This window comes from Listeria grayi (genome assembly GCF_900638015.1).
Classification (GTDB): Bacteria; Bacillota; Bacilli; order Lactobacillales; family Listeriaceae; genus Listeria; species Listeria grayi.
Genome location: NZ_LR134483.1, coordinates 990,181 through 1,012,155, shown reverse-complemented (window position 1 = coordinate 1,012,155; position 21,975 = coordinate 990,181). Strand labels below are relative to the sequence as shown.

Sequence of the window (21,975 nt, the reverse complement as noted above, 5' to 3'; positions counted from 1 at the left end):
TTCATTATAAAAAAGAAGTGAGAAATGCAGTAGTGCATTTTCTCACTTCTTTTCCATGAGTTTCTCATGATGTTGTTTCTTCCGTCGGTAATAGAGTCACGATCCCAAAACCGGATCGTGTATCAATGACAAGATTTCCTCCTAGTTTGGATGTTCGTTCTTCCATACCGATAATGCCCAGGTGCTTCTCAAAGTGAGCCGTTCCTAACCCATTATCTTGGATCTTAAAGCGCACGATCTTATTCAAGACGGTCAGTTGGATATTCACTCGTGTGGCTTTGCTGTATTTCAGCACATTGGTCAATGCTTCATTTAAATTATGGTAACAGACATACCACATCGCTTGGGTCACCCTGCGTAAATCACCTTCATAATGAAAAACCGTTCTGATCTGATAATCATTTTCAAATTCTTCTAACTTTGCCTTCATCTGACTGATTGCAATACTTTCCTGCGCTGGTTTGGTTGCTTGGAGTGTTTTACGAATCGAATCGATGCCATTTTTATTGATCACGATCGCATTCCCTAATAGTTCACTTGCTTTCTCTGGATCTTTATAGAGAATCGCCTGCGCGGCTTCTAGCTGGATCAGGCCGCCTGTCAATGCGTGTCCGAGCTGATCGTGGATCTGATGCGACAAATGATTTCTTTCCTCTAGTTTTGCTAGTTGTGTTTCCCGGAGAAACTGTGCTTTTTGCTGTTCCACTTTTTGCGACAGTTCTTCCATGTGTCTCTTAAGTGCTTCGTTAGCTTCCTCTTTGGCTTTCATCAAATGGTAGCCGCGTCCAAGCAAATGATAAAACAGCGCCAATATAACAGTCAAAAAGACATATGCTAATCTTTCTGTGAAATTTGGTAGAAAAAACACGCAACTATTCGCAAGTAACAGATATAGTAATGTGTCTCTCAACCTTTGCACTTCTTTTTCTAAGATCAAAGAAAGCAGCGGAAATGGGGCGAAGAAATATAGATAAGGTAAAGCAAGGCCAGCACTAAACAAAATTATAACAAGCAATGTGATTTTCCAGTAAAAAGGCTTTGCCAAGCACTCGATCAAGAGCGCCGCACTCAAATAGAGAAGCACACTCACTAGATAATAGCCAATCTGCATGTGACTGAGAGGCTGTTGTGTCAAAAATAATAAGAAAAATAGCGTGAAATAAATATCGAACTGTAATTTATAAAACACCATTACTCCGTTCCCCCCGCCTTACCTGTCAAATAAAAGATCGCCAATTGAGTTCGATGTTCTAGTCCTAATTTATTTAATAATGCCGAAATATTATTGGCAACGGTTCCTTCCGAGATAAACAGCTTTTTCGCGATTTCCTTATTCGACAACCCACTCGCTACAGCTTGGATCACATCTTGTTCCCGCGAGGTAAGCGGTAATTTAGCCATGTGCGCTTTCGTTTGGTTACCCGACAAAGCTATCTTCACCTTTTCCCAGATCTCCGCTTGCATGATATTTTGGTTTTGAACGACGCCTCGAACTGCAGCAATGATGATTTTAGGATCATTGTTTTTCAGCAGGTAGCCTTCCGCACCATTTCGGATCGCATCGATAATGTAGGCATCATCATCAAAAGTAGTTAGGATAATCACCTTCGTCTCTGTTTCCGCAGTTATCCGCTTCGCTGCCTCGACCCCATTCATGACTGGCATCCGAACATCCAGTAAAGCTACATCGATATCATATTCCAAACAATAATCCACGGCGGCTTGTCCATTCGCCACCGTGGCTGCGACTTCGATATCCGCTTCCATATCGAGAATAATCTCCAAACCACCTGTGATAAAAGCATTGTCATCCGCTAGTAAAAGTTTTATCATTTACGCCCGCCCCTTTTCATTTCCTCTTCATTCTAATCGAACCAAAAACAAGTCGTCAAGGCTATTCTATGCTACAATAGATGAGGATTACAGATAAAGGAGAACTGACCTATGTTTGATGCAATGTTTTTAAAAGCCTTAACAAAAGAACTAACGCTTGGAGCTGAAAGTGGCCGAATCATGAAAGTTCATCAGCCCTTCGCCCACGAATTAGTTCTTTATATACGAAAAAATCGTGAAAATAAACGCTTGCTGATTTCTGCACATCCGAGCTATGCCCGTGTTCAATTCACCGCAGACATTCCCGAAAATCCTTCTACGCCGCCCATGTTTTGTATGTTGCTGCGAAAATATCTAGAAGGCGCGGTTATTGAAAAAATCACCCAGCTTCCAAATGAGCGTATCTTAAAACTAGAGATCCGCGGGAAAGACGACATCGGCGAAAACCGCTTTTGCGAACTTTATATTGAGATCATGGGCCGTCATAGTAATATCGTACTGGTAGACCGGGAAAAAGGAACGATCGTTGATACGATCAAACACATCTCTCCTGCTCAAAACAGCTACCGTACATTACTTCCCGGTGCAGCGTATCGCTTGCCGCCACAGCCTGAAAAGCAAGATCCCTTCCAGTTCGACAGCAGCCAATTTGCCAAAAACGAACTTCCTTCCACGAAGGAACTTGTCAGCCAATTTGCCGGATTCAGTCCGCTTCTTGCCCAAGAGATCCGCTTGCGTGCCCAGGAAAGCAGTCTCACGCAGGCTTTTGATCAGGTGATCACCGCGGTTCGCTTGCATAGCGAAGAACAACCAAAAGCACTCTACTTCCGAAAAAATGAGAAAGAAGATTTCTACTTCATGCCACTAGAGAGCATGACGGAGATCCTTGGCAGCTATGATTCGCTTAGCGAGCTGCTCGATGCATTTTATCTCGGCAAAGCTCGCCGTGATCGCGTCCATCAAGTCGCAAAAGATCTAGAGCGTTTGCTGACCAATGAGATCCAGCGCAACAAAACAAAGATCGAAAAATTAAAGCAAACATTGATAGAAGCAGACGAAGCCGATAAATACCGACACTACGGTGAACTTTTGACAGCGAACCTTCATCAAGTAAGCCGCGGAATGACCACGATCACAGTGGAAGATTTTTATAATGACATGAAGCCAGTAGCCATCCCGCTCGACACACGAAAAAGCGCTTCGCAAAATTCCCAAGCGTACTTTGCGAAATATCAAAAATTACGCAATGCCGTCGCTTATGTCAATGAGCAACTTACATTGACCGCGCAAGAAATCGAGTATTTGGAAACGATCCAGTCGCAGCTAGAGCTCGGCAATTCAGCCGATGTGGAAGAGATCCGTATCGAGCTTGCTGAACAAGGCTATCTGCGCTATAAAAACAAAGCTGGAAAACGGAAAAAACCGACCAATCCAACTCCTGAAAAATACCGTTCCAGTACCGGCCTTTCGATATTAGTCGGCAAAAACAATAAACAAAATGATTATTTGACGAATAAATTAGCGAAAAACAACGAACTTTGGTTCCACGTAAAAGATCTGCCCGGTTCCCATGTAGTCATCCAATCGCCAGATCCAGACGAAACTGCTATCGAAGAAGCTGCGATGATCGCCGCTTATTTTTCCAAGGCACGCTTGTCAGGAAGTGTTCCTGTTGATGCGACGCTGGTGAAGCATGTCAAAAAACCCAACGGTGCAAAGCCGGGTTATGTGATTTATACAGATCAAACGACTTATTTTGTTACACCGGATGAAGAAAAAGTGCGAAGTTTGCGTCAATAGTGGAAAAACCTGCTGTAGAGCGGGTTTCAGACTGAAGAAAAACACCATTTCAATCATTTCCTAGCTATTCCCAGCTTGGCGAAAAATGATTAGATTCTAGGCAAAGTCGAGTACCGAAGCGGAGCGTACATAAGTACGTGAGCATCGAAACGCAGACTTTAACGACGAAGATGAGCGTTTTTCGCCAAGCTGAAACCTGCTGTAGAGCGGGGTTTTTTGTTATATAGAAGGTATTTGGATGGTTGCTGATATTGTGGAAGAAGGATATGGTTTTGAAAAGCAGACTTGGCAGCTGCTTTTTTATTTTTGCTTGCTATAATAGCTCATGGATCTGATATTCTATCGTATACGCTTCTGTTCCCGCCTTTTCCAATCCAGACTCCTGCTCTAACAAATAATCAGGCAGAAGCGCTATTCCTTGCGATGCTTTGACCAAACTGATGATATTCCGTATCGAATCGATTTCGTGAACAGGATTTCCAGTGTTGATCTCGTCCAGCGACTTTTTCCGAAAAGGACACGTTTTATCTTTATTTACAAATAATGGTAGCGAGTTAGGTTGTTCTGCAGCAATTGCAATCATTAGTGAAGCATTCATTTCACCTTTTGCTATTACTTTATATGGACTTGTAGTTGGCAATTCCGTATATGAGAAAATGATGTCGTGTTGCGCTTGATCGGCTAATCTATTTATCTCCGTGGTTTTAACAATGGTAAAATCATATTCTGCTAGCGCATACCGTTCTTGATAAACGATCAAATAGTCAAATAAATTTTCTGATGTGACGATAGAAGCTTTTTGCTTGTTTTTTAATGCTTTTTTTATATTTTCAGTCTCAATAAGGATCTTGTTAGTATGTGTATAAAATTTTTCCCCGGCTATCGTAGGGGTCAAGCCTTTGGAAGTCCGAACAAATAATTGCGCGCCATATTCTTTTTCGATCTGCTTCAAGCGCATGGTAACATTGGATTGTGCATAACCAAGTACTTTCGCAGCTTTATTCGTCGACTTTTCTTCATAGAGCTTTTGGTAAATCAAGAAATCATTGAGATTCATTTTACTGTCTCCTGTCGTTATCACTTTTTACGATAATAGTATCACATTTCGGTATTATTCAGGTAATAGAAAAGCGACTATACTTGTTGGTAGAAAGGATTGTGATAGCGATGATAGGCATGCAGTATCAAGTACAGCTTCCTGCTGATTATGATATGGAGATAATAAGAGAACGGATGCGGACAAACGGAACTAAGACAGATGGACTTCCGGATCTCCTATTTAAAGCATATTTGATCAGTGAGAAGAAGAAAAACCAATTTAACAGCTATAGTCCGCTTTATGTATGGAAAAAGACAGAAGGAATGACTAAATTTATTTTTGACGGTTTTTATGATAATATTCTACGATCATTCGGCTGGCAGCATATCGAAATCGGGATAACACAAAATGTGATCCTCAAAGAAGATTTTTATCAAAGCCAATATCTAACCGAAGAATATGTGGATATCCAGCCAACTAGCTCGTTACAGCAAGTTGTTTTTCCAACGCAACCACATCCAGATTCTACGGGACAGGTCATTATTTATAATCCGGACAAATGGAAATATGTATGTTATACCTTTTTTAAAACCGTTCCACCTCAGCAATTTGAAAAAACCTATGAAATCCTTCATTTATCTACAGAAAATTAAAGAGCTGTGCCTGATTTATAGTCAGGCACAGCTTCTTTATCATTTCCCCCAATTTTCCGGGTCCTTGTTCCATTGCTTCAGCGTCTCGATCTCTGCTTCCGCTATGTATCCTTCTTGAAGTGCTGTATCGATCAACGTTTCGTAATCGGTCAATGTTCTAAGTTCCACTCCGGCCTCGGTAAATAATGCTTTCCCTTTGGCTAATCCGTAATTGAAGATCGCGACAACGCCGAGCACCTCAAGTCCGGCTTCTCGCAATGCTTCCACAGCTTTCAGCGAGCTTCCTCCTGTGGAGATCAAGTCTTCGATGACTACGACTTTCTGTCCGGGGGTGGCGACACCTTCGATCTGGTTGCCTTTGCCATGCTCTTTTGCCTTTGAACGAACATAGGCCATCGGTAATTCTAATTGATCACTTACCCAGGCTGCATGCGGGATTCCGGCTGTTGCTGTTCCGGCGATCAGCTCTACTTGTGGAAAATTTTCTTGGATCAGTGTGCTTAATCCTTTAGCAATAAACTGTCTCACTTTCGGATACCCTAATGTCAGACGGTTGTCGCAATAGATCGGTGATTGGATCCCAGACGCCCACGTGAATGGCTCGTTTGGCTGTAAAAAAACGGCTTTGATATTCAATAATTGTTTAGCTGTTTCGGTTTGCATATTTAGTTCCTCCACTCTTCCAAAATTTGCTGATACGCTTTTAGCGGTGACTTTGCTTTCGTGATCGAGCGCCCGACAACGATACTTGATGCGCCGAGTTCTCTAGCTTCTTTTGGTGTAACGACTCGTTTTTGATCATCAACGCTATCGGACTTCAGCCGAATTCCTGGTGTAACACATAGGAATTCCGGATCGGTCGCTGCTTTGATCAGTCCGGCTTCTTTCGCAGAGCATACCACACCGTCAAGTCCGGCTTCTTGGGCTAATCGGCTATAGTGAACGACGGAATCGTTTAGACTTGCGCTTATCAGTTGCTCTTCCTGCATCGCGGCTTCACTCGTGCTAGTGAGTTGTGTGACGGCGATTATTTTCGGGACCTTGGTTCCAGAGCCGCTGATCAATCCTTCTTTTGCTGCTTCCATCATTGCTCGTCCCCCAGCGGCATGGACATTGACCATATCTACTTCAAGTCCTGCCAATACTTTCATTGCGCTCTTGACTGTATTGGGGATATCGTGCAATTTCAGATCCAAGAAAATTTGGTGTCCTTGTGTTTTTAGCTCATACAATAAATGCTGTCCGCCGGCATAAAAAAGTTCCATGCCGATTTTCACATATAAAGAGTCATCCGTCTGCATCTGCGTCAAAAAATGATCGATCTCTGCTTTAGTAGCAAAATCAAGCGCCACAATCGGCTTGTCTGTCATTATTTCATCTCCTCTGCAAATCTGCTAGTTTTTCGATCCCCAGCTCATCCATCCGGGCTGGCAGATCACGAATCAAATTTGGGCAAATATAGGGTTCGGTAAAGTTCATCGTTCCGACTGCAACTGCATCCGCCCCTGCGATCAAGAATTCCAGCACATCATCTACGTTTTGGACACCGCCCATCCCGATAATAGGAATATTGCTCACTTCCCGTACTTGATGAATCATCCGGATCGCTACCGGCTTGATGGCTGGTCCTGATAGGCCGCCAGTTTGATTGGCTAGAATCGGTTTTCTGGTTTTCAGATCGATCCGCATGCCAAGTAGTGTATTGATCATTGTGAGGCCATCCGCACCTGCTGCTTCGATTGCTTGTGCGATCGAAACGATATCTGCCACATTTGGCGAAAGTTTCACATAGACGGGAACTTTTGCTACTGCTTTAACAGCTTTTGTCAGATCATGGGCAATCTGCGGATCCGTGCCGAAAGTGATTCCTCCTTCTTTTACGTTAGGACAGGAGATATTCAGTTCGATGGCTTTTACCACCTTTGAATCACCAACGCGGGCGCAAACTTTGACATAATCGTCTACGGTCGTCCCAGCGACATTGGCAATGATCGGGGTATCGTATTGTTCCAAAAATGGCAATTCATGCGCCATAACATGTTCTAAGCCTGGATTCTGTAGACCGATCGCGTTCAGCATTCCTGCGCTCGTTTCGGCAACACGTGGGGTTGCGTTTCCCTTCCGTACTTCTGGCGTGATCGCTTTGACCATGATGGCTCCCAGCTCATCAAGATCATAATATCGGCTGTATTCTTTCCCGAAACCAAAACAACCGGAAGCGGGCATGATCGGGTTTTTCAAAGAGAGTCCTGGGATCTCTACTTGTAATCGGTTCATAATTCCACCTCATCTGCACGAAAAACGGGGCCGTCTTCGCATACTTTCAGCCAGCTGTCGGTATCTTTTTTAGGGCAGACGCACGCATAGCATGCTCCTATCCCGCATGCCATCCGTTCTTCTAATGAAAGATACGTCTTACTCCCAGCGTAGCTTGACTTGACTGCTTGTAGCATCGGTCTCGGTCCGCAACTATACACCCGGTCCGGTTCTGGAAGCTTTCTCGTGATATCTGTGACAAATCCTTGTGTCCCGTAGCTACCGTCTACCGTGGCAATGTACACGCTGCCGTAAGCAGCCATTTCTTTCTCGTAAAAGATATCTGTGTGGGACTGAAATCCATTCACAAACGTGACTTCTATCCCTTGAGCAGCGAGTTCTTTTCCGAGCTGATACATCGGCGGGACACCGATTCCGCCGCCGATCAATAATGCCGATTTGATGCCGGCTGTTTGTGCTTCGGAAACATCGAAGCCCGTTCCGAGCGGGCCTAGGCAGTCGACCGAATCATTGCTTTGTAATTTACTGAAGTCTTTCGTGCCTGCTCCCTCTACACGATACAGTAATGTGCAGGTGCCCGCTGCTTTATCATAGGAGCAGATACTGATTGGTCGGCGCAGCAGCAGTTCTGTCCGCACGGGACGCACCATCAAAAACTGACCTGGCTGCATGGTTGCTACATTTTCACCTTGCAGTACCAATTCATAAACATGTCTAGCGATTTCGGTTTGTTTGACTACCGTCATTGTTGTTTGCAGCATGATTTCACCCCGTTTCCTTTTAAACTGTTGCTGTCGCTGGATTGGTCTTCGTATTCATTGCTTCCATGCCGAACGATCTGGATTCCAGAACACTTAGGATCGCTGCTGCTGTATCGAGCGATGTACAGACCGGCGTACCGTTCTCTACAGATTCACGGCGGATCTGGAAGCCATCCCGTTCTGGCCGTTTGCCTGTTGTTAAGGTATTGACCACGAGCGTTACTTGACCGCTGCGAATATAATCGATCAGTGTTTCTGTGTTCTCTCCGATTTTCTTCACTTGGGAAACTGGCACACCGGCTGCTTCCAGAACACTGGCTGTTCCTTGCGTTGCCATGATGGTAAAGCCGATATGGTTGAAACGTTTGGCAAGTTCGATTGCTTCTTCTTTATCGCGGTCGGCTACTGTCAGTAAAACTGTGCCATAATCGTGCATTTTTGTTCCGCTAGCTACAAAACCTTTGTAGAGCGCTTTTTCGAGTGTCAGGTCTTTTCCCATCACTTCGCCGGTGGATTTCATTTCTGGGCCGAGTGAGGTATCGACGCTACGCAGTTTTGCGAAAGAAAAGACCGGGACTTTGACGAAAATCTCTTGTTTTTCTGGAGCTAGTCCGCTTTCATAACCTAGTTCCCGTAGTGTTTTGCCTAAAATGATCTTGGTTGCTACATTTGCCATTGGGATGTCGGTGATCTTACTTAAAAATGGTGCGGTCCGGCTCGAGCGCGGGTTGACTTCGATAACGAAAACTTCCTCGCCAGCAATGACATATTGGATATTTAGCATGCCAATGATATCCAGACCGATTGCGAGTCTTGTCGTATAATCCACGATCGTATCTTTTACTTTCTGACTGATTCGCTGTGCAGGATAAACCGCGATCGAGTCGCCGGAATGGACACCGGCACGTTCGATATGTTCCATGATTCCAGGGATCAAGACATTTTCTCCGTCGCTGATGGCATCCACTTCTACTTCTTGGCCTTGTACATAACGGTCAACGAGTACAGGATGTTTTGGATTTACTTTAACTGCATTATTCATATAATATTTCAAGCCTTCTTCCGACTCGACGATCTCCATGGCCCGGCCGCCTAATACATAGGAAGGTCTTACAAGAACTGGATAGCCGATTTGTCGAGCAATCGTCAATGCTTCTTCGACGGAAGTGGCTGTTTTTCCTTCTGGTTGAGGAATAGCTAATTTTTCTAGCGCTTTTTCAAACTCATCGCGGTTTTCGGCACGGTCGATGGCTTCTAAACTTGTGCCGAGGATTTTCACGCCTTTAGCAGCTAATCCGTCTGCTAAGTTGATAGCCGTTTGACCACCGAATTGGACCACGACACCGATTGGCTGTTCTAAATCGATGACATGCATCACGTCTTCTACCGTCAATGGCTCAAAGTACAGCTTATCTGAGATACTGAAATCGGTAGATACTGTTTCGGGATTATTATTGATGATAATGGCTTCGTAGCCTGCCTGCTGGATCGCCCAAACGGAATGGACGGTCGCATAGTCGAATTCTACCCCTTGGCCGATCCGGATCGGACCTGATCCAAGGACGATCACACTCTCTTTTGCTGTCGGTACGGATTCATTCTCTTCTTCGTAGGTGCTGTAAAAGTACGGCGTGGTCGATTCAAATTCAGCGGCACAGGTATCTACCATTTTGTAGACTGGTCTGATTCCTGCTTCTAATCTAACTGCCGTAACTTCGTCTTCGGAAGTCTGCCATAGGCGCGCGATCTCACTGTCGGCAAAACCATTTTGTTTCGCTTTTAGTAAAAGTGCTTTGTCCTGTGGGGCTTCTTTCAACAAGTTTTCCAGCGCGATCAGTCGCTCTAATTTATATAAAAAGAATAAATCGATTTTCGTGATCGCATGCAGTTCTTCGATCGTTTGACCTTTGCGAATGGCTGCTGCCAAGAAGAACAGGCGGTCATCTTCTGGATAAGCGATTTTGCTTGCCAGCAGTTCACTTGTCGCTTGTTCAGCTTCTTCTAAATAAAGATGGCTAGCGCCGATCTCAAGAGAACGAACTGCTTTCAAAAGGGCTTCTTCCCAGCTTCTACCGATCGCCATGACTTCCCCGGTCGCCTTCATTTGTGTACCAAGTCTACGATCAGCTTGTTCAAATTTATCAAAGGGGAAACGAGGGATTTTGGCTACTACATAATCGAGTGTTGGCTCAAAGTGCGCATAAGTGGTTCCAGTTACTGGATTCTTGATCTCATCGAGTGTTAATCCCACCGCGATCTTAGCTGCCAATTTGGCGATCGGGTATCCTGTCGCTTTCGATGCGAGCGCTGAGGATCTGCTAACGCGTGGGTTGACTTCGATGACATAGTAATTGTAACTGTCTGGATCAAGTGCTAGCTGAACGTTACAGCCGCCTTCGATTTCCAGTGCGCGAATGATTTTCAGAGAAACATCGCGTAAGAGCTGATATTCCCGGTCAGAGAGGGTTTGGCTTGGTGCTACAACGATAGAATCGCCCGTATGGATACCTACTGGATCAATATTTTCCATGTTGCAAACGACCATCGCATTATCATTAGCATCACGCATGACTTCATATTCTACTTCTTTGAAACCGGCGATGCTTTTTTCAAGCAGACATTGCGTGACTGGACTTAATTTCAAGCCACTGGAAACGATCTCCTGTAAGTCTTTGTCATCATGACAAATGCCGCCACCGGAGCCACCGAGTGTATAAGCTGGACGGACGATCACTGGATAGCCGATTCTTTCGACAAACCGTTTCGCTTCTTCTAAGTTGTGGATAATATCGCTATCTGGAACCGGTTCACCAAGTTCATTCATTAAGTCGCGGAACGCTTCACGGTCTTCTGCTTTTTTGATAGCCGTTAGGTCTGTGCCCAACACTTCTACGCCACATTCTTCTAAAATGCCGGCTTCTGCCAGTTCCATGGCCATGTTGAGCCCGGTTTGACCGCCGAGTGTCGGCAAGATTGCATCTGGCCGTTCCTTGCGGATGATCCGGGAAACAAAATCCAGTGTAATCGGCTCGATGTATACTTTGTCAGCCATTTCCGTATCGGTCATGATCGTCGCCGGATTGGAATTGACGAGTACCACGCGGTATCCCTCTTCTTTTAGACTAAGGCAAGCTTGCGTACCTGCATAATCGAATTCTGCCGCTTGTCCGATGATGATCGGGCCAGAGCCGATTACAAGTATCGTTTGAATATCCGTTCTTTTAGGCATGTTCGATTTCCCCCTTTATTTTTACATCCATCATTTCCATGAAGCCATCGAACAAGTAGTTGACATCACTTGGTCCCGGATTTGCTTCCGGGTGGTATTGGACGGTATAGGCAGGATATTCGCGGTGCGCGAGTCCTTCGACCGTTTCATCATTCAATTCGATATGTGTGATTTCTAAATCTGTGTCTTGGAGAGACGCTTTATCAACAGCGTAACCATGGTTTTGTGCAGTAAAGTCGACCCGACCCGTTTTCAATTCTTTCACGGGATGATTGGCGCCACGGTGACCGAATTTTAGTTTGAATGTGTCTGCCCCATTGGCAAGCGCGAATAGCTGGTGGCCTAAACAGATCCCGAATAAAGGAATCTTCCCTTGAATGCCGCGGATAAATTCGAGCGCTTCCGGTACATCTTTTGGATCTCCCGGTCCGTTGGAGAGCATAACGCCATCCGGGTGCATTGCTAATACTTCTGCAGCTGTCATATTGTAAGGGACGATCGTCACGTGGCAGCCTCGTTTGTTTAGTTCTTTCAAGATCGAAGCCTTTACGCCGTAATCAACGAGTACGACTCTTTTGCCGCTGCCGGGGCTGGCGAAAGCTTTGGAAGAAGATACTTGGCTCACTTGATCACTCGGCAGCCGTACCGAACGCAGATGGTGCAGTAGTGCTTCTTTATCTGCATTTGCATCTGTCAAGATCCCTTTCAGCGTTCCTTCTTTTCGAATCAATTTCGTCAGCTTTCGTGTGTCGATCCCTGCGATTCCCGGAATATCTTTTTCTTTCAGAAAGGCATCGAGTGTCATTTGGTTGCGCCAGTTTGACGGGAACTCCGCTGCTTCTTTTACAACTACGCCTTTTACAGAGGGCTGGATCGATTCAAAATCATCGCGGTTAATGCCGTAGTTGCCAACTAATGGATAAGTGAATGTAATGATCTGCCCATAATAAGATGGATCGGTAAGGGTTTCTTGATAACCAGTCATTCCTGTGTTGAAGACTACTTCACCGATCGATTCCTTTGTACTACCAATTGCTTCTCCGATAAAATAATTGCCGTCTTCCAGCATCAAAATCCGTTTTGCCATTTAAGCTTCCCCCTCTTGATAAACCAGCTCACCGTTTGCGAATGTCATCACTGGATAACCTGCACATGTCACGCCAGCAAATGGTGTATTTCTTCCTTTTGAGTAAAAGGTATTTGGGTCGATCGTATTTTCTTTTTCCAGATCAATGACTGTGATGTCGGCCACTGCGCCTTCTTTCAATTCTCCATAGGGCAGCTGGAACACTCTAGCCGGTTTCGTTGTCATCCAGTCGAGCAATTGCTTGAGTGTCCATTTATTTGTTTTGACAAAGTTTGTATATAATAATGGGAAAGCTGTTTCGAGGCCGACGATCCCGAAGGCTGCTTGTTCCATAGGTACATCTTTTTCTGCTTCACTGTGCGGAGCATGATCTGTTGCGATGAAGTCGATCGTGCCGTCAAGCAGTCCTTCCAGTAGTGCTTCTTGGTCTGCCTTGCTTCGAAGCGGTGGGTTCATTTTCCAATAACCATGATTTTCTGGAATATCTTCTTCGTTCAGCAAGAGATGATGCGGTGAAACTTCGGCTGTCACTTTGATTCCGGCCCGTTTCGCATCACGAACGACACGCACAGATTCTTTCGTGGAAATGTGGCAGACATGATAATGGCAGTTTGCGGCTTCTGCTAAAAGAACATCACGGGCGATCTGAACAGATTCCGCAATGTTCGGAATACCTTTGATCCCCAATTCTTCGGAGATTTTCCCTTGATGGACGACGCCTCCGTAGATAAGCGAGTTATCTTCACAATGGGCAACGACCGCCATATTTAATTTTGCCGCTGCTTGCATCGCTTCATACATTGTTCCAGCAAGCTGTACGCCTACGCCATCATCGGTAAAAGCGAATGCACCTGCTTCTTTTAATCCTTCAAAATCAACAAGCTCTTCGGTTCCAAGTGCTTTTGTGATGGAAGCATATGGTAGGACGCGAACAACTGCTGTTTCTGCAATCCGTTTTTGGATACTTTCCATGATTTCTTTCGTATCCGGTACTGGTTTTGTATTTGGCATGGCGCAGATCGTTGTGTAGCCACCTTTTGCAGCTGACTTGGTGCCGCTTGCGATCGTTTCTTTGTATTCTCCGCCAGGTTCGCGCAAGTGGACATGTACATCGATGAAACCAGGCGATACCAATTTCCCCTTCACATCGATCACCTTTTCATCAGCAGCTTCGATCGTACTTGCAATTTTAGTGATTCGTCCTGCTTCGATCAAAATATCTTTTTGTTCTTTTTCTCCAGATTCGCTGATGATTGTTCCGTTTTTTAAAAGGTACATGCTTTTACCCTCGTTTCTTTTTCTTTTAAAACCATTGCTAGAATCGCCATGCGTATGAATACGCCATTTGTCATTTGTTCCACGATCCGTGATTGTTTTGCTTCTACTAATTCACCTGCGATCTCGGCATCGCGGTTGACTGGACTTGGGTGCATGATGATCGCATTTGGTTTCATTGTCTTTGCAAGATCTGTCGTAAGCCCGTATTTGCGATGATACGTCTCTTTGGAAAAACCGGTCGGACTATCGTGGCGTTCGTGCTGGACCCGAAGCAGCATGATCACGTCTGCGGTCTGGATACATTCTTCTGTCGATAAATGCGGACCGTATTCTTTTGCTGTTTCATCGAGCCATTCGATCGGACCGCCGAAGCAGACTTCTGCGCCGAGACGATGCAAGGCTTTCATATTAGAATGAGCGACCCGACTATGCGAGATATCCCCCATAATTGCTACTTTTAATCCTTTAAAGGTGCCGAATTGTTCTCGAATGGTGAAGAGATCAAGCAGACATTGGCTAGGATGTTCTCCGCAGCCGTCGCCACCGTTGATGATTGAAATATCCAGTTTACGAAGCGGCTCATAGTATTTTTCTTCAAAGTGACGGATCACTGCCACGTCAACTCCAATCGCCTGCATCGTCAGCAAGGTATCGTAAAGTGTTTCACCTTTTGTGATACTGGAATGTCCTGGATCGAACGAGATCTCCCGCATCCCCAATTTCTGCTCTGCCATTTCAAAACTATGATGAGTACGGGTACTAGCTTCAAAAAACATATTGACGGCATATTTCGGTTCTGATAGTGAGGCTGTCTCCTGATGTTTGAATGCTGCCGCTCTGTCTAATAATGCTTCGATTTCTTCAATCCCTAGTTCTTCCATCGTGAGCAAATGTTTCATTTACATACGCCACCTTTTCCGAATTTTATTGATGTGTTTTTTTATCCGCAGGGATGATCAAGTTAAGAAGGATCCCTACGATTGCTGCCATTGCCATTCCTGCGATTTTCACAGTATGGATCTGAACGAAGAATCCGCCGATCCCAATCACTAGTACGACTGATACGATGACAAGGTTGCGATTGATATTCAAGTCGATTTGGCTGTCGATCAGCATGCGGAGACCGCTCGAAGCGATAACACCGAACAGTAGCAAGGAAATCCCGCCTAAAACCGGTGCCGGTACAGAAGTTATGACTGCATTGATATAACCGACGAAGCCGAATAACACCGCGAGAACTGCTGCGCCCGCAATGACGAACACGCTGTAAACACGTGTGATCGCAAGCACACCGATATTTTCTCCATATGTAGTTACTGGTGGTCCACCGAGTAAGGATGCGACGATCGATGCTGTTCCGTCTCCTAAAAGGGAGCGATGCAGACCAGGTTCTTTAAAGAAGTTACGGTTGGTGATTTTATTTAATACGAGCTGATGTCCCATATGTTCTGCCATGGTCACAAATGCGAGCGGCGCCATGCTGAGAATGACGGTCAAGGTTACGATTGGATCTGCGTCTTTGAAGGGGATCGTGAAATCCGGTACTGCGAAAAGCGAGGCTTGTTTGATCAGTGTATAGTCAACCAAACCAAGCGCCATGCTCGCTACATATCCAGCTGCAAATCCGAACAAGATCGGGATCAGTCCGAAAAATCCTTTGAATACCAGCATAGCCAAAATCGCTACGCCTAGTGTGATAAGTGCAACTGCGATTGCCTTACCGCTGTACCCTCCGCTAGTTACCCCCATTGCCATATTCGCAGCATTTGGTGCTAAACTAAGTCCGATAACCATGATCACTGGACCAACTACGACCGGCGGCAATACCTTTTGAATCCAGTCCACCCCGGCGTAATACACGATCAACGAGACGATCGCATAAACTACGCCGACCGAGAATGTTCCGACCATGACGGAGCCCGGCGAGTGCTCTTGTTTGATAAACATGGTAAGCGGTGCAATGAAAGCAAAGCTCGATCCGAGATAAGCCGGTATTTTCCCACGGGTGATAACGAGGTAGGCAAGGGATCCTAATCCGCTCGACACTAACGCGACACCCGGACTCATTCCGGTAACACTCGGTACAAAGATCGTTGAACCGAACATGGTAAATAAGTGTTGTAGGCTCAAGATAAGCCAGTTATTCCATTTTGGTCTGTCTCCGATATCTAAGATCGGTTTTCCTGCTTGCATGTGATTCTCTTCCATTTCTCCACTTCCCTTTCTTGAATAAAAAAACTCTTTGCTAGAGGGCAGCAAAGAGTTTTGGTTAGAACGGTGCCTGGGTATCACTTTAGGCCTCGTTTCTCCTATCTTGCACTCTTTGTCAGCCTCTCTGGACTGCTTTTAAAAAAGTGTTACGAGCTTGGTTGAAAACACTTGTTTTCCATCAAGCTGAATCTATTAATGTGTGGGGCTTATTTATTTTGAAATAATGACTGCGTCACTTGCAGCATCACTTTCTTCTAAATGAACAGCGATTCGTTCTTCTTTGGAAGTCGGTACATTTTTCCCGACAAAGTCTGCACGAATCGGTAATTCCCTGTGGCCTCTGTCCGCGAGTACGGCCAACTGGATCTGTGCCGGTCTGCCGATATCCATGATCGCGTCCATTGCGGCACGCACGGTTCGGCCCGTATAAAGTACGTCATCGACAAGGACGACTGTCTTCCCTTCGATCGAGAAATCGATTGCCGATCCATTTACAGAAGGCTCTTTTGTTGCTTCGTCTTTAAATGACAGATCGTCTCGATATAAGGAGATATCCAATTCTCCAACAGGAACTTCCGTCGATTCGATTGCCTGCATTCGTTCGGCAAGACGTTTCGCAATAAATATCCCGCGGGTCTTGATACCGATCAGCGCTAAATTCTTTGTCCCCTTATTTCGCTCGATGATCTCGTAGCTTACCCGGGTCAAAGCACGTTTTACAGCAGCTTCATCCATCACAATAACTTGCTCTGGCATAACTTATAACTCCCCTCCAAATAAAAAACCCCTCACCAGAAGCGGCAAGGGGGTAGAACGACATTGTAGACCAGTGGCTATACCTATACTACCACTGTCAAACAAACTCCGTTACCTTCTTAGCCTCTCTGGACTATGTTAAAGGACTATTTAATTTCTTTCTTCACTTTACTAAAAAAGCATCCATCTGTCAACCAGATTGGCGAAAAACGATCTATTCTTTTGTTCTCAATTTTTCGAGTACTTCTTCAAAATCAGCAGGCAGCGGTGATTCAAATGATAGTTCTTCCTTCGTCCGTGGATGCACGAAGCCTAACTTTTTCGCATGCAGATATTGACCGTTACCAGGCAATGTGTTTTTTGGTCCGTATTTCGGATCGCCGGCAAGCGGATGTCCGATATATTTTAAATGGACACGGATCTGATGTGTTCTTCCTGTGTCTAATTGACAAGTAATCAGCGTGAAATCCCCAAAACGTTCCAGCACTTCAAAATGGGTGCGTGCTTCTTTACCATCACCAACGACGGCCATTTTTTGACGATCATCTTTTGCACGGCCGATCGGTGCTTCGATCGTTCCTTTTTGATGCGTGATATCACCGTGGACTAAGGCAACATATTCGCGATGTGATGTTTTCGCCTTCAATTGGCTTGCGAGTGATTCATGAGCCGCATCATTTTTAGCCACCATCAGTAAACCGGATGTATCTTTATCGATCCTGTGAACGATGCCAGGTCTGATTTTCCCATTGATCCCGGACAGATCCTTACAGTGGTATAGCAGCGCATTGACAAGCGTGCCGGTATAATGCCCGGCAGACGGATGCACCACCATTCCTTCCGGTTTGTTCACGACTAGCAGATCTTCATCTTCATAATAAATATCGAGCGGGATATCTTCGGCTTCGATCTCGATTACTTCAGGAGCACGTTCCTCCATTTCAACGATATCGCCAAGCTGACATTTGTAATTCGGCTTCACTACTTCCCCGTCCACCGTAACTTGCCCATCTTTCAAGAGTTGCTGCACGGAAGAACGACTTTTCGAAGCTTTTTCAGCCAAAAACTTATCGATCCGCATACCTTTTTCTGTTTCTTTTACTTCCACTTTAAGAGATTGCATTATTTTTTTCCTTTCGTTTTGCGATCATCAAGGAACACAAAAATGAGCATACATACGACACCAATACTTAGTGCTGCATCTGCCAAATTAAAAATCGGGAAGTAGTAGTTTCCCCATACAGTTTGCACAAAATCAACGACCTCATGACGCCACAATCGGTCGATAAAATTACCAAGTGCTCCGCCAAGGATCAGTGCCAAGCTGATACCAAACAATGTTTTTCCTTTAGCATAACGCTGCATGATATAGATGATCACTGCTACCACGATCACTGTAATGATATAGAAAAAGCTCATATGTCCTTCTAATATGCTCCAAGCTGCCCCATTATTTCGGAAACTAAACCAATATAAAAATCCTGGTATGACCTCTACTTGCTGACCGATCGTCAAATGTTCCACGACGAGCCATTTTGTAAACTGATCAATGCCGACCACAACGAGTGCGATCAAATAATAATAGATCAACGCTACTCCTCTTTTCTTACCCATTTTTTATAAAAAAAACCAGATCCTCCGTGCACGCGGCACAGAAACGATCTGGTCCTTTTATACCGCTTTTTTTATTGTATGATAAATTGCAATAAAAATAAAGCAGCAATGATGTACATGATCGGCGATAACGCTTCCGCTTTTTTTGTAAAAATACGTAAAAGCGGGTAAGCAATGAAGCCGATCGCGATTCCGTCGACAATACTATAGCTGAATGGAATAATCACCACGATCAAAAATGCAGCAAATGTTCCGGCTGAGTCGGAAAAATCCATTTCCTTGAGTTCTTGGACCATCGAGATCCCAATGACGATCAAGATCGGTGCGATCGCGCTGCTTGGGATGAATCCCAAAAACGGCATGAAGAACAATGAACCTAAAAAGCAGATCGCCGTGACGATCGTTGCAAGTCCTGTTTTAGCACCACTTGCAAACATCGAACCGCTCTCAAGTGCCGAAACTGTTGGGCTCGTTCCGAAAATACCGGAAAAGAAGACCGTGATACTGCTCGCCCGCAAAACGCGCGGAAGAGCCTGTTCTTGTTTCAGCTGTCTCGTTTGGCCGTTTGTCAGTCCTACCGTTTCAAATACGATCACCATTGTCATCGTAAAGACAGCACTCCAAAAAGAAACGTTTCCGATATGAGAGAAATCAAGATGCCCAAAAACCGTGCTGATCGGTTTCAAACTGATACCACTGACAGTACTTGTGCTGCGGATACCAAATGTATAACCAATCAAGCTCCCAGCTAGCAAGCTCCATAAAAAAGCACCTGGAACTTTCCGGATCACTAGGATCATCGTCAGTAAAAGCGTGATCAGTGTCGAAATAACATACGGATCATGCATGGAACCGAGCTGAAGCACGGCATGCTCTCCTCGCATGATGACCGCTCCTTTTTCAAGCCCTAGCAAAACTAGAAACAATCCTAATCCGACAGTGATCCCTTGTTTAAGGATCAACGGGATCGCTTGATTCAGTTTTGTTGCAAACGGCGTGAAACAAAGGATCATAAATAGCAGACCACTGATCGCACAACTAGCAAGTGCTTCCTGCCAGCTGAGCCCCATATTTCCGACAAGCGTATACGCAAACAACGCATTGATACCCATTCCCGGCATCAAAATCAGTGGGACATTTGCATAAAATCCCATGACTAAACAGCCGAAAACCGTAATAAAAATCGTTGCTAGTGCCGCGCCTTGAGCCGGTACACCGGCTTCGGCCAAAATGGAACTGTTTACGACGATGATGTAAAAGACTGTGAAGAAGCCGATGATACCTGCCAGCACCTCTGTTTTCACAGAAGAACCGCGCTGATCAAGCGAAAACTTCCTTTCTACAAACTTTTTCATTTTTGTTTCCTCGATATGAAATTGTCCCTCTCCCAACCCGCAGAGTATTGCCCCTGCCACAGACCTTCATTATACCAAATCTTTCCTGATTTACAAAGCTATTTTTGTAAATACAAGCGAAAAAAGATATGCTATACTAAATCCGTAGTACGCAATTTAAAGAGAGAGGACGCTTCCATTGCTATTTGAATCCTACATCGCTAAGAGCAGACGCTTTTTGACGATTTTCACACCAATCGTCATCACCCAACTAACATTATTCTCGATGACTTTTTTCGATACAACGATGTCTGGTCATTATTCCAGCGGAGCTCTCGCCGGCGTCGCGATCGCCAGCTCATTGTGGGCGCCTGTCAACGCCGCCCTTTCTGGACTATTGATGGCGATCACCCCGATTATTTCCCAATTGATCGGCGCAAAAAAAGAATTCCAAGTGCGCTCCTTTGTGCATAATGGTTTTTATATCGCCCTGATAGTAGCACTTTTGTTATTTTTTGTGCAGTTTGCATGTGTTCCTTCGATTTTGGAACACCTAGGCGTCACAGCAGACGTAAGAAAAATCGCGCATTCGTTCTTGATCGGCATCTGCATCGGACTGCCGGCATTTTTCCTGTCAGCCGTTTTGCGTTCCTTTATCGATGCGCTCGGCTTGACGCGCGTAACGATGCTGATCACGATCACCACCGTACCTTGCAATATCCTGCTCAATTACTTGCTTATTTTCGGAAAATGGGGTTTTCCAGAGCTTGGCGGAGCTGGGAGCGGTTTTGCTACAGGGATAACGTATTGGATCGTTTTGCTAGTAACGGTCATTTTGACGCTGACTCAGAATCGAATTCAAACCTTTCAGATCTGGAAGGCGCTCTCACCAATTAGTGCAAGTAAAATGAAAGAGATCATTCAGATCGGGATCCCTAACGGACTAACGATTTTATTTGAAACGAGCATTTTTTCTGCGGTAACCATATTAATGAGCCGATTCGGTACTTTCACGATCGCAGCTCATCAATCCGCCAACAGTATCTGTACATTGCTTTACGCATTTCCGCTTAGTATCGCTTCGACACTGACGATCTTAGTCGGCTATGAAGTCGGGGCGAAAAAACGGGCAGCTGCCCTTGCCTATCGGCGAATCGGATTGTTTTTTGGAGTCGGGATCGGTGTAATAAATGGTATTATACTGTTTTTGTTCCGCGATACGATCGCTACGTTCTATTCCACAGACAACAGCCTGCAACAATTGATCGCGCATTTCTTGCTCTATGCCATTTTGTTCCAATTCGCTGACAGCGTGCTATCCCCGGTACTTGGAACGCTACGTGGTTATAAAGATGTCTTGATCACTACGATCGTAGCCTTTATCGCTTATTGGGCAATAGGCTTGCCGGTCGGGTACTTCCTATCGTTCACACCACTTGCTGCATTCGGTTTTTGGATTGGTCTCAGCACGGGGCTTGGAGTAGCCGCAGCAGCCTTGTATTTGCGGATGCGATGGACGGAGAGACGATTTTCATTTGATTAATTCGTGAAAAAACACGTGGATCAACCTTTTGGAAAGTGGTTGATCCCGTGTTTTTTTGTTGTTTTAGTCATCAATTGGTCTTGAATTTATCCAATATTCTATAGGAAAAATATTCTTGAATTTGTTGTTTTGTTGCCGAATTTTCTCCATATATATAATCTACCTCTACAGACTTACTGCGTGCGCGGTAAGTAAAATCATAGGTTATTTCACAATTTTTTACTGAATTAACTGCATCTTTATTTTTTAGCTTATGCCCATTTAAATACCTCTTATTTTTCAAAACTATTTTTTTCCATGTCTCATAATCTTTTTTTGTTGTGATCGTTTTCGGAAACCATTCTGCGCTAAATAGCGGTTGTGCGTTATAAGCCGTTTTCTTTAAAACAACAATTTCATTTTGAGGGATCCCTAACTTTTTAATTGCTTGATCAATTTGCGTATTAGCTTGATGAACCCGAATATAAATATAGCTTGTATACCCAACTATTGGAACAACAACGATAACTACAAGGATGAAACAAATCAACTTCCATTTCTTCAATCATTCCACTTCCTTA

General features: G+C 44.8%; 20 protein-coding genes. 3 read left to right on the top strand and 17 right to left on the bottom strand.

The genetic code is table 11. The features are described from left to right. Positions 1 to 64: 64 nt before the first annotated feature. Together EL241_RS04855 and EL241_RS04850 are read right to left on the bottom strand one after the other, a co-directional pair. The gene (locus EL241_RS04855; RefSeq protein WP_003758586.1) at positions 65 to 1,192 is read right to left on the bottom strand and encodes a sensor histidine kinase; all 1,128 of its coding nucleotides are present in this window, start codon (positions 1,190 to 1,192) and stop codon (positions 65 to 67) included. Further along, positions 1,192 to 1,833, bottom strand: a complete 642-nt coding sequence (locus EL241_RS04850) for a response regulator (RefSeq protein ID WP_036106956.1) — start codon at positions 1,831 to 1,833, stop codon at positions 1,192 to 1,194. The genes EL241_RS04855 and EL241_RS04850 overlap by 1 nt, the downstream gene beginning before the upstream one ends. Before the next feature lie 111 nt (positions 1,834 to 1,944). On the opposite strand from EL241_RS04850, the gene EL241_RS04845 reads away from it, so the two are divergent. Further along, the gene (locus tag EL241_RS04845) at positions 1,945 to 3,633 is read left to right on the top strand and encodes an Rqc2 family fibronectin-binding protein (RefSeq protein WP_003758582.1); all 1,689 of its coding nucleotides are present in this window, start codon (positions 1,945 to 1,947) and stop codon (positions 3,631 to 3,633) included. 313 nt (positions 3,634 to 3,946) lie between these two features. On the opposite strand, the gene EL241_RS04840 is transcribed toward EL241_RS04845, so the two are convergent. Beyond that, positions 3,947 to 4,690, bottom strand: coding sequence for a LysR family transcriptional regulator (locus tag EL241_RS04840; RefSeq protein WP_052009236.1), 744 nt, complete (start codon positions 4,688 to 4,690; stop codon positions 3,947 to 3,949). Positions 4,691 to 4,800: 110 nt separating this feature from the next. Between EL241_RS04840 and EL241_RS04835 the strand changes: the two genes are divergently transcribed. Beyond that, positions 4,801 to 5,325 carry a DUF4865 family protein gene (locus EL241_RS04835; RefSeq protein ID WP_036107216.1) on the top strand — a complete coding sequence of 175 codons (525 nt, stop codon included), beginning with the start codon at positions 4,801 to 4,803 and terminating at the stop codon, positions 5,323 to 5,325. Between the two features lie 39 nt (positions 5,326 to 5,364). On the opposite strand, the gene pyrE is transcribed toward EL241_RS04835, so the two are convergent. The 13 genes from pyrE to EL241_RS04770 all read right to left on the bottom strand — a co-directional run bounded on the left by pyrE (position 5,365) and on the right by EL241_RS04770 (position 19,893). After that, a complete protein-coding gene (gene pyrE / locus EL241_RS04830) occupies positions 5,365 to 5,988 on the bottom strand; it encodes an orotate phosphoribosyltransferase (protein WP_036106958.1) in 624 nt (207 codons plus the stop codon). A 2-nt stretch (positions 5,989 to 5,990) separates the two neighbouring features. Then, positions 5,991 to 6,695: an orotidine-5'-phosphate decarboxylase gene (gene pyrF / locus EL241_RS04825; RefSeq protein WP_036106959.1), complete on the bottom strand. Its 705-nt coding sequence runs from the start codon at positions 6,693 to 6,695 to the stop codon at positions 5,991 to 5,993. Between the two features lie 4 nt (positions 6,696 to 6,699). Further along, positions 6,700 to 7,602: a dihydroorotate dehydrogenase gene (locus EL241_RS04820; RefSeq protein ID WP_036106960.1), complete on the bottom strand. Its 903-nt coding sequence runs from the start codon at positions 7,600 to 7,602 to the stop codon at positions 6,700 to 6,702. Beyond that, positions 7,599 to 8,405, bottom strand: coding sequence for a dihydroorotate dehydrogenase electron transfer subunit (locus EL241_RS04815; RefSeq protein ID WP_267879133.1), 807 nt, complete (start codon positions 8,403 to 8,405; stop codon positions 7,599 to 7,601). Before EL241_RS04815 ends, EL241_RS04820 begins: the two co-directional genes overlap by 4 nt. Beyond that, positions 8,383 to 11,592, bottom strand: a complete 3,210-nt coding sequence (carB, locus tag EL241_RS04810; protein ID WP_036106962.1) for a carbamoyl-phosphate synthase large subunit — start codon at positions 11,590 to 11,592, stop codon at positions 8,383 to 8,385. Before carB ends, EL241_RS04815 begins: the two co-directional genes overlap by 23 nt. Further along, entirely contained in the window at positions 11,585 to 12,679 is a 1,095-nt protein-coding gene (locus EL241_RS04805) for a carbamoyl phosphate synthase small subunit (protein ID WP_003758566.1), read from the bottom strand. The genes carB and EL241_RS04805 overlap by 8 nt, the downstream gene beginning before the upstream one ends. Next, positions 12,680 to 13,957, bottom strand: a complete 1,278-nt coding sequence (locus EL241_RS04800; protein ID WP_036106965.1) for a dihydroorotase — start codon at positions 13,955 to 13,957, stop codon at positions 12,680 to 12,682. Next, positions 13,945 to 14,856, bottom strand: coding sequence for an aspartate carbamoyltransferase catalytic subunit (locus tag EL241_RS04795; protein ID WP_036106967.1), 912 nt, complete (start codon positions 14,854 to 14,856; stop codon positions 13,945 to 13,947). Before EL241_RS04795 ends, EL241_RS04800 begins: the two co-directional genes overlap by 13 nt. A 25-nt stretch (positions 14,857 to 14,881) precedes the next feature. Then, a complete protein-coding gene (locus tag EL241_RS04790; protein ID WP_036106968.1) occupies positions 14,882 to 16,165 on the bottom strand; it encodes a solute carrier family 23 protein in 1,284 nt (427 codons plus the stop codon). A gap of 213 nt (positions 16,166 to 16,378) precedes the next feature. Then, positions 16,379 to 16,924 carry a bifunctional pyr operon transcriptional regulator/uracil phosphoribosyltransferase PyrR gene (gene pyrR / locus EL241_RS04785; RefSeq protein WP_003758560.1) on the bottom strand — a complete coding sequence of 182 codons (546 nt, stop codon included), beginning with the start codon at positions 16,922 to 16,924 and terminating at the stop codon, positions 16,379 to 16,381. 214 nt (positions 16,925 to 17,138) lie between these two features. Next, positions 17,139 to 18,047 (bottom strand): RluA family pseudouridine synthase, encoded by a 909-nt coding sequence (locus EL241_RS04780; protein WP_036106970.1) that lies wholly within the window; start codon positions 18,045 to 18,047, stop codon positions 17,139 to 17,141. Continuing rightward, positions 18,047 to 18,511, bottom strand: coding sequence for a signal peptidase II (gene lspA, locus EL241_RS04775; RefSeq protein WP_036107219.1), 465 nt, complete (start codon positions 18,509 to 18,511; stop codon positions 18,047 to 18,049). Before lspA ends, EL241_RS04780 begins: the two co-directional genes overlap by 1 nt. 98 nt (positions 18,512 to 18,609) lie before the next feature. Then, a complete protein-coding gene (locus tag EL241_RS04770) occupies positions 18,610 to 19,893 on the bottom strand; it encodes an NCS2 family permease (protein WP_036107222.1) in 1,284 nt (427 codons plus the stop codon). Between the two features lie 178 nt (positions 19,894 to 20,071). Here EL241_RS04770 and EL241_RS04765 point away from each other — a divergent pair, with 178 nt between their 5' ends. After that, the gene (locus tag EL241_RS04765) at positions 20,072 to 21,415 is read left to right on the top strand and encodes an MATE family efflux transporter (protein WP_036106972.1); all 1,344 of its coding nucleotides are present in this window, start codon (positions 20,072 to 20,074) and stop codon (positions 21,413 to 21,415) included. A gap of 70 nt (positions 21,416 to 21,485) precedes the next feature. On the opposite strand, the gene EL241_RS04760 is transcribed toward EL241_RS04765, so the two are convergent. After that, positions 21,486 to 21,959 carry a hypothetical protein gene (locus EL241_RS04760; RefSeq protein ID WP_036106978.1) on the bottom strand — a complete coding sequence of 158 codons (474 nt, stop codon included), beginning with the start codon at positions 21,957 to 21,959 and terminating at the stop codon, positions 21,486 to 21,488. Between the last annotated feature and the right edge of the window lie 16 nt (positions 21,960 to 21,975).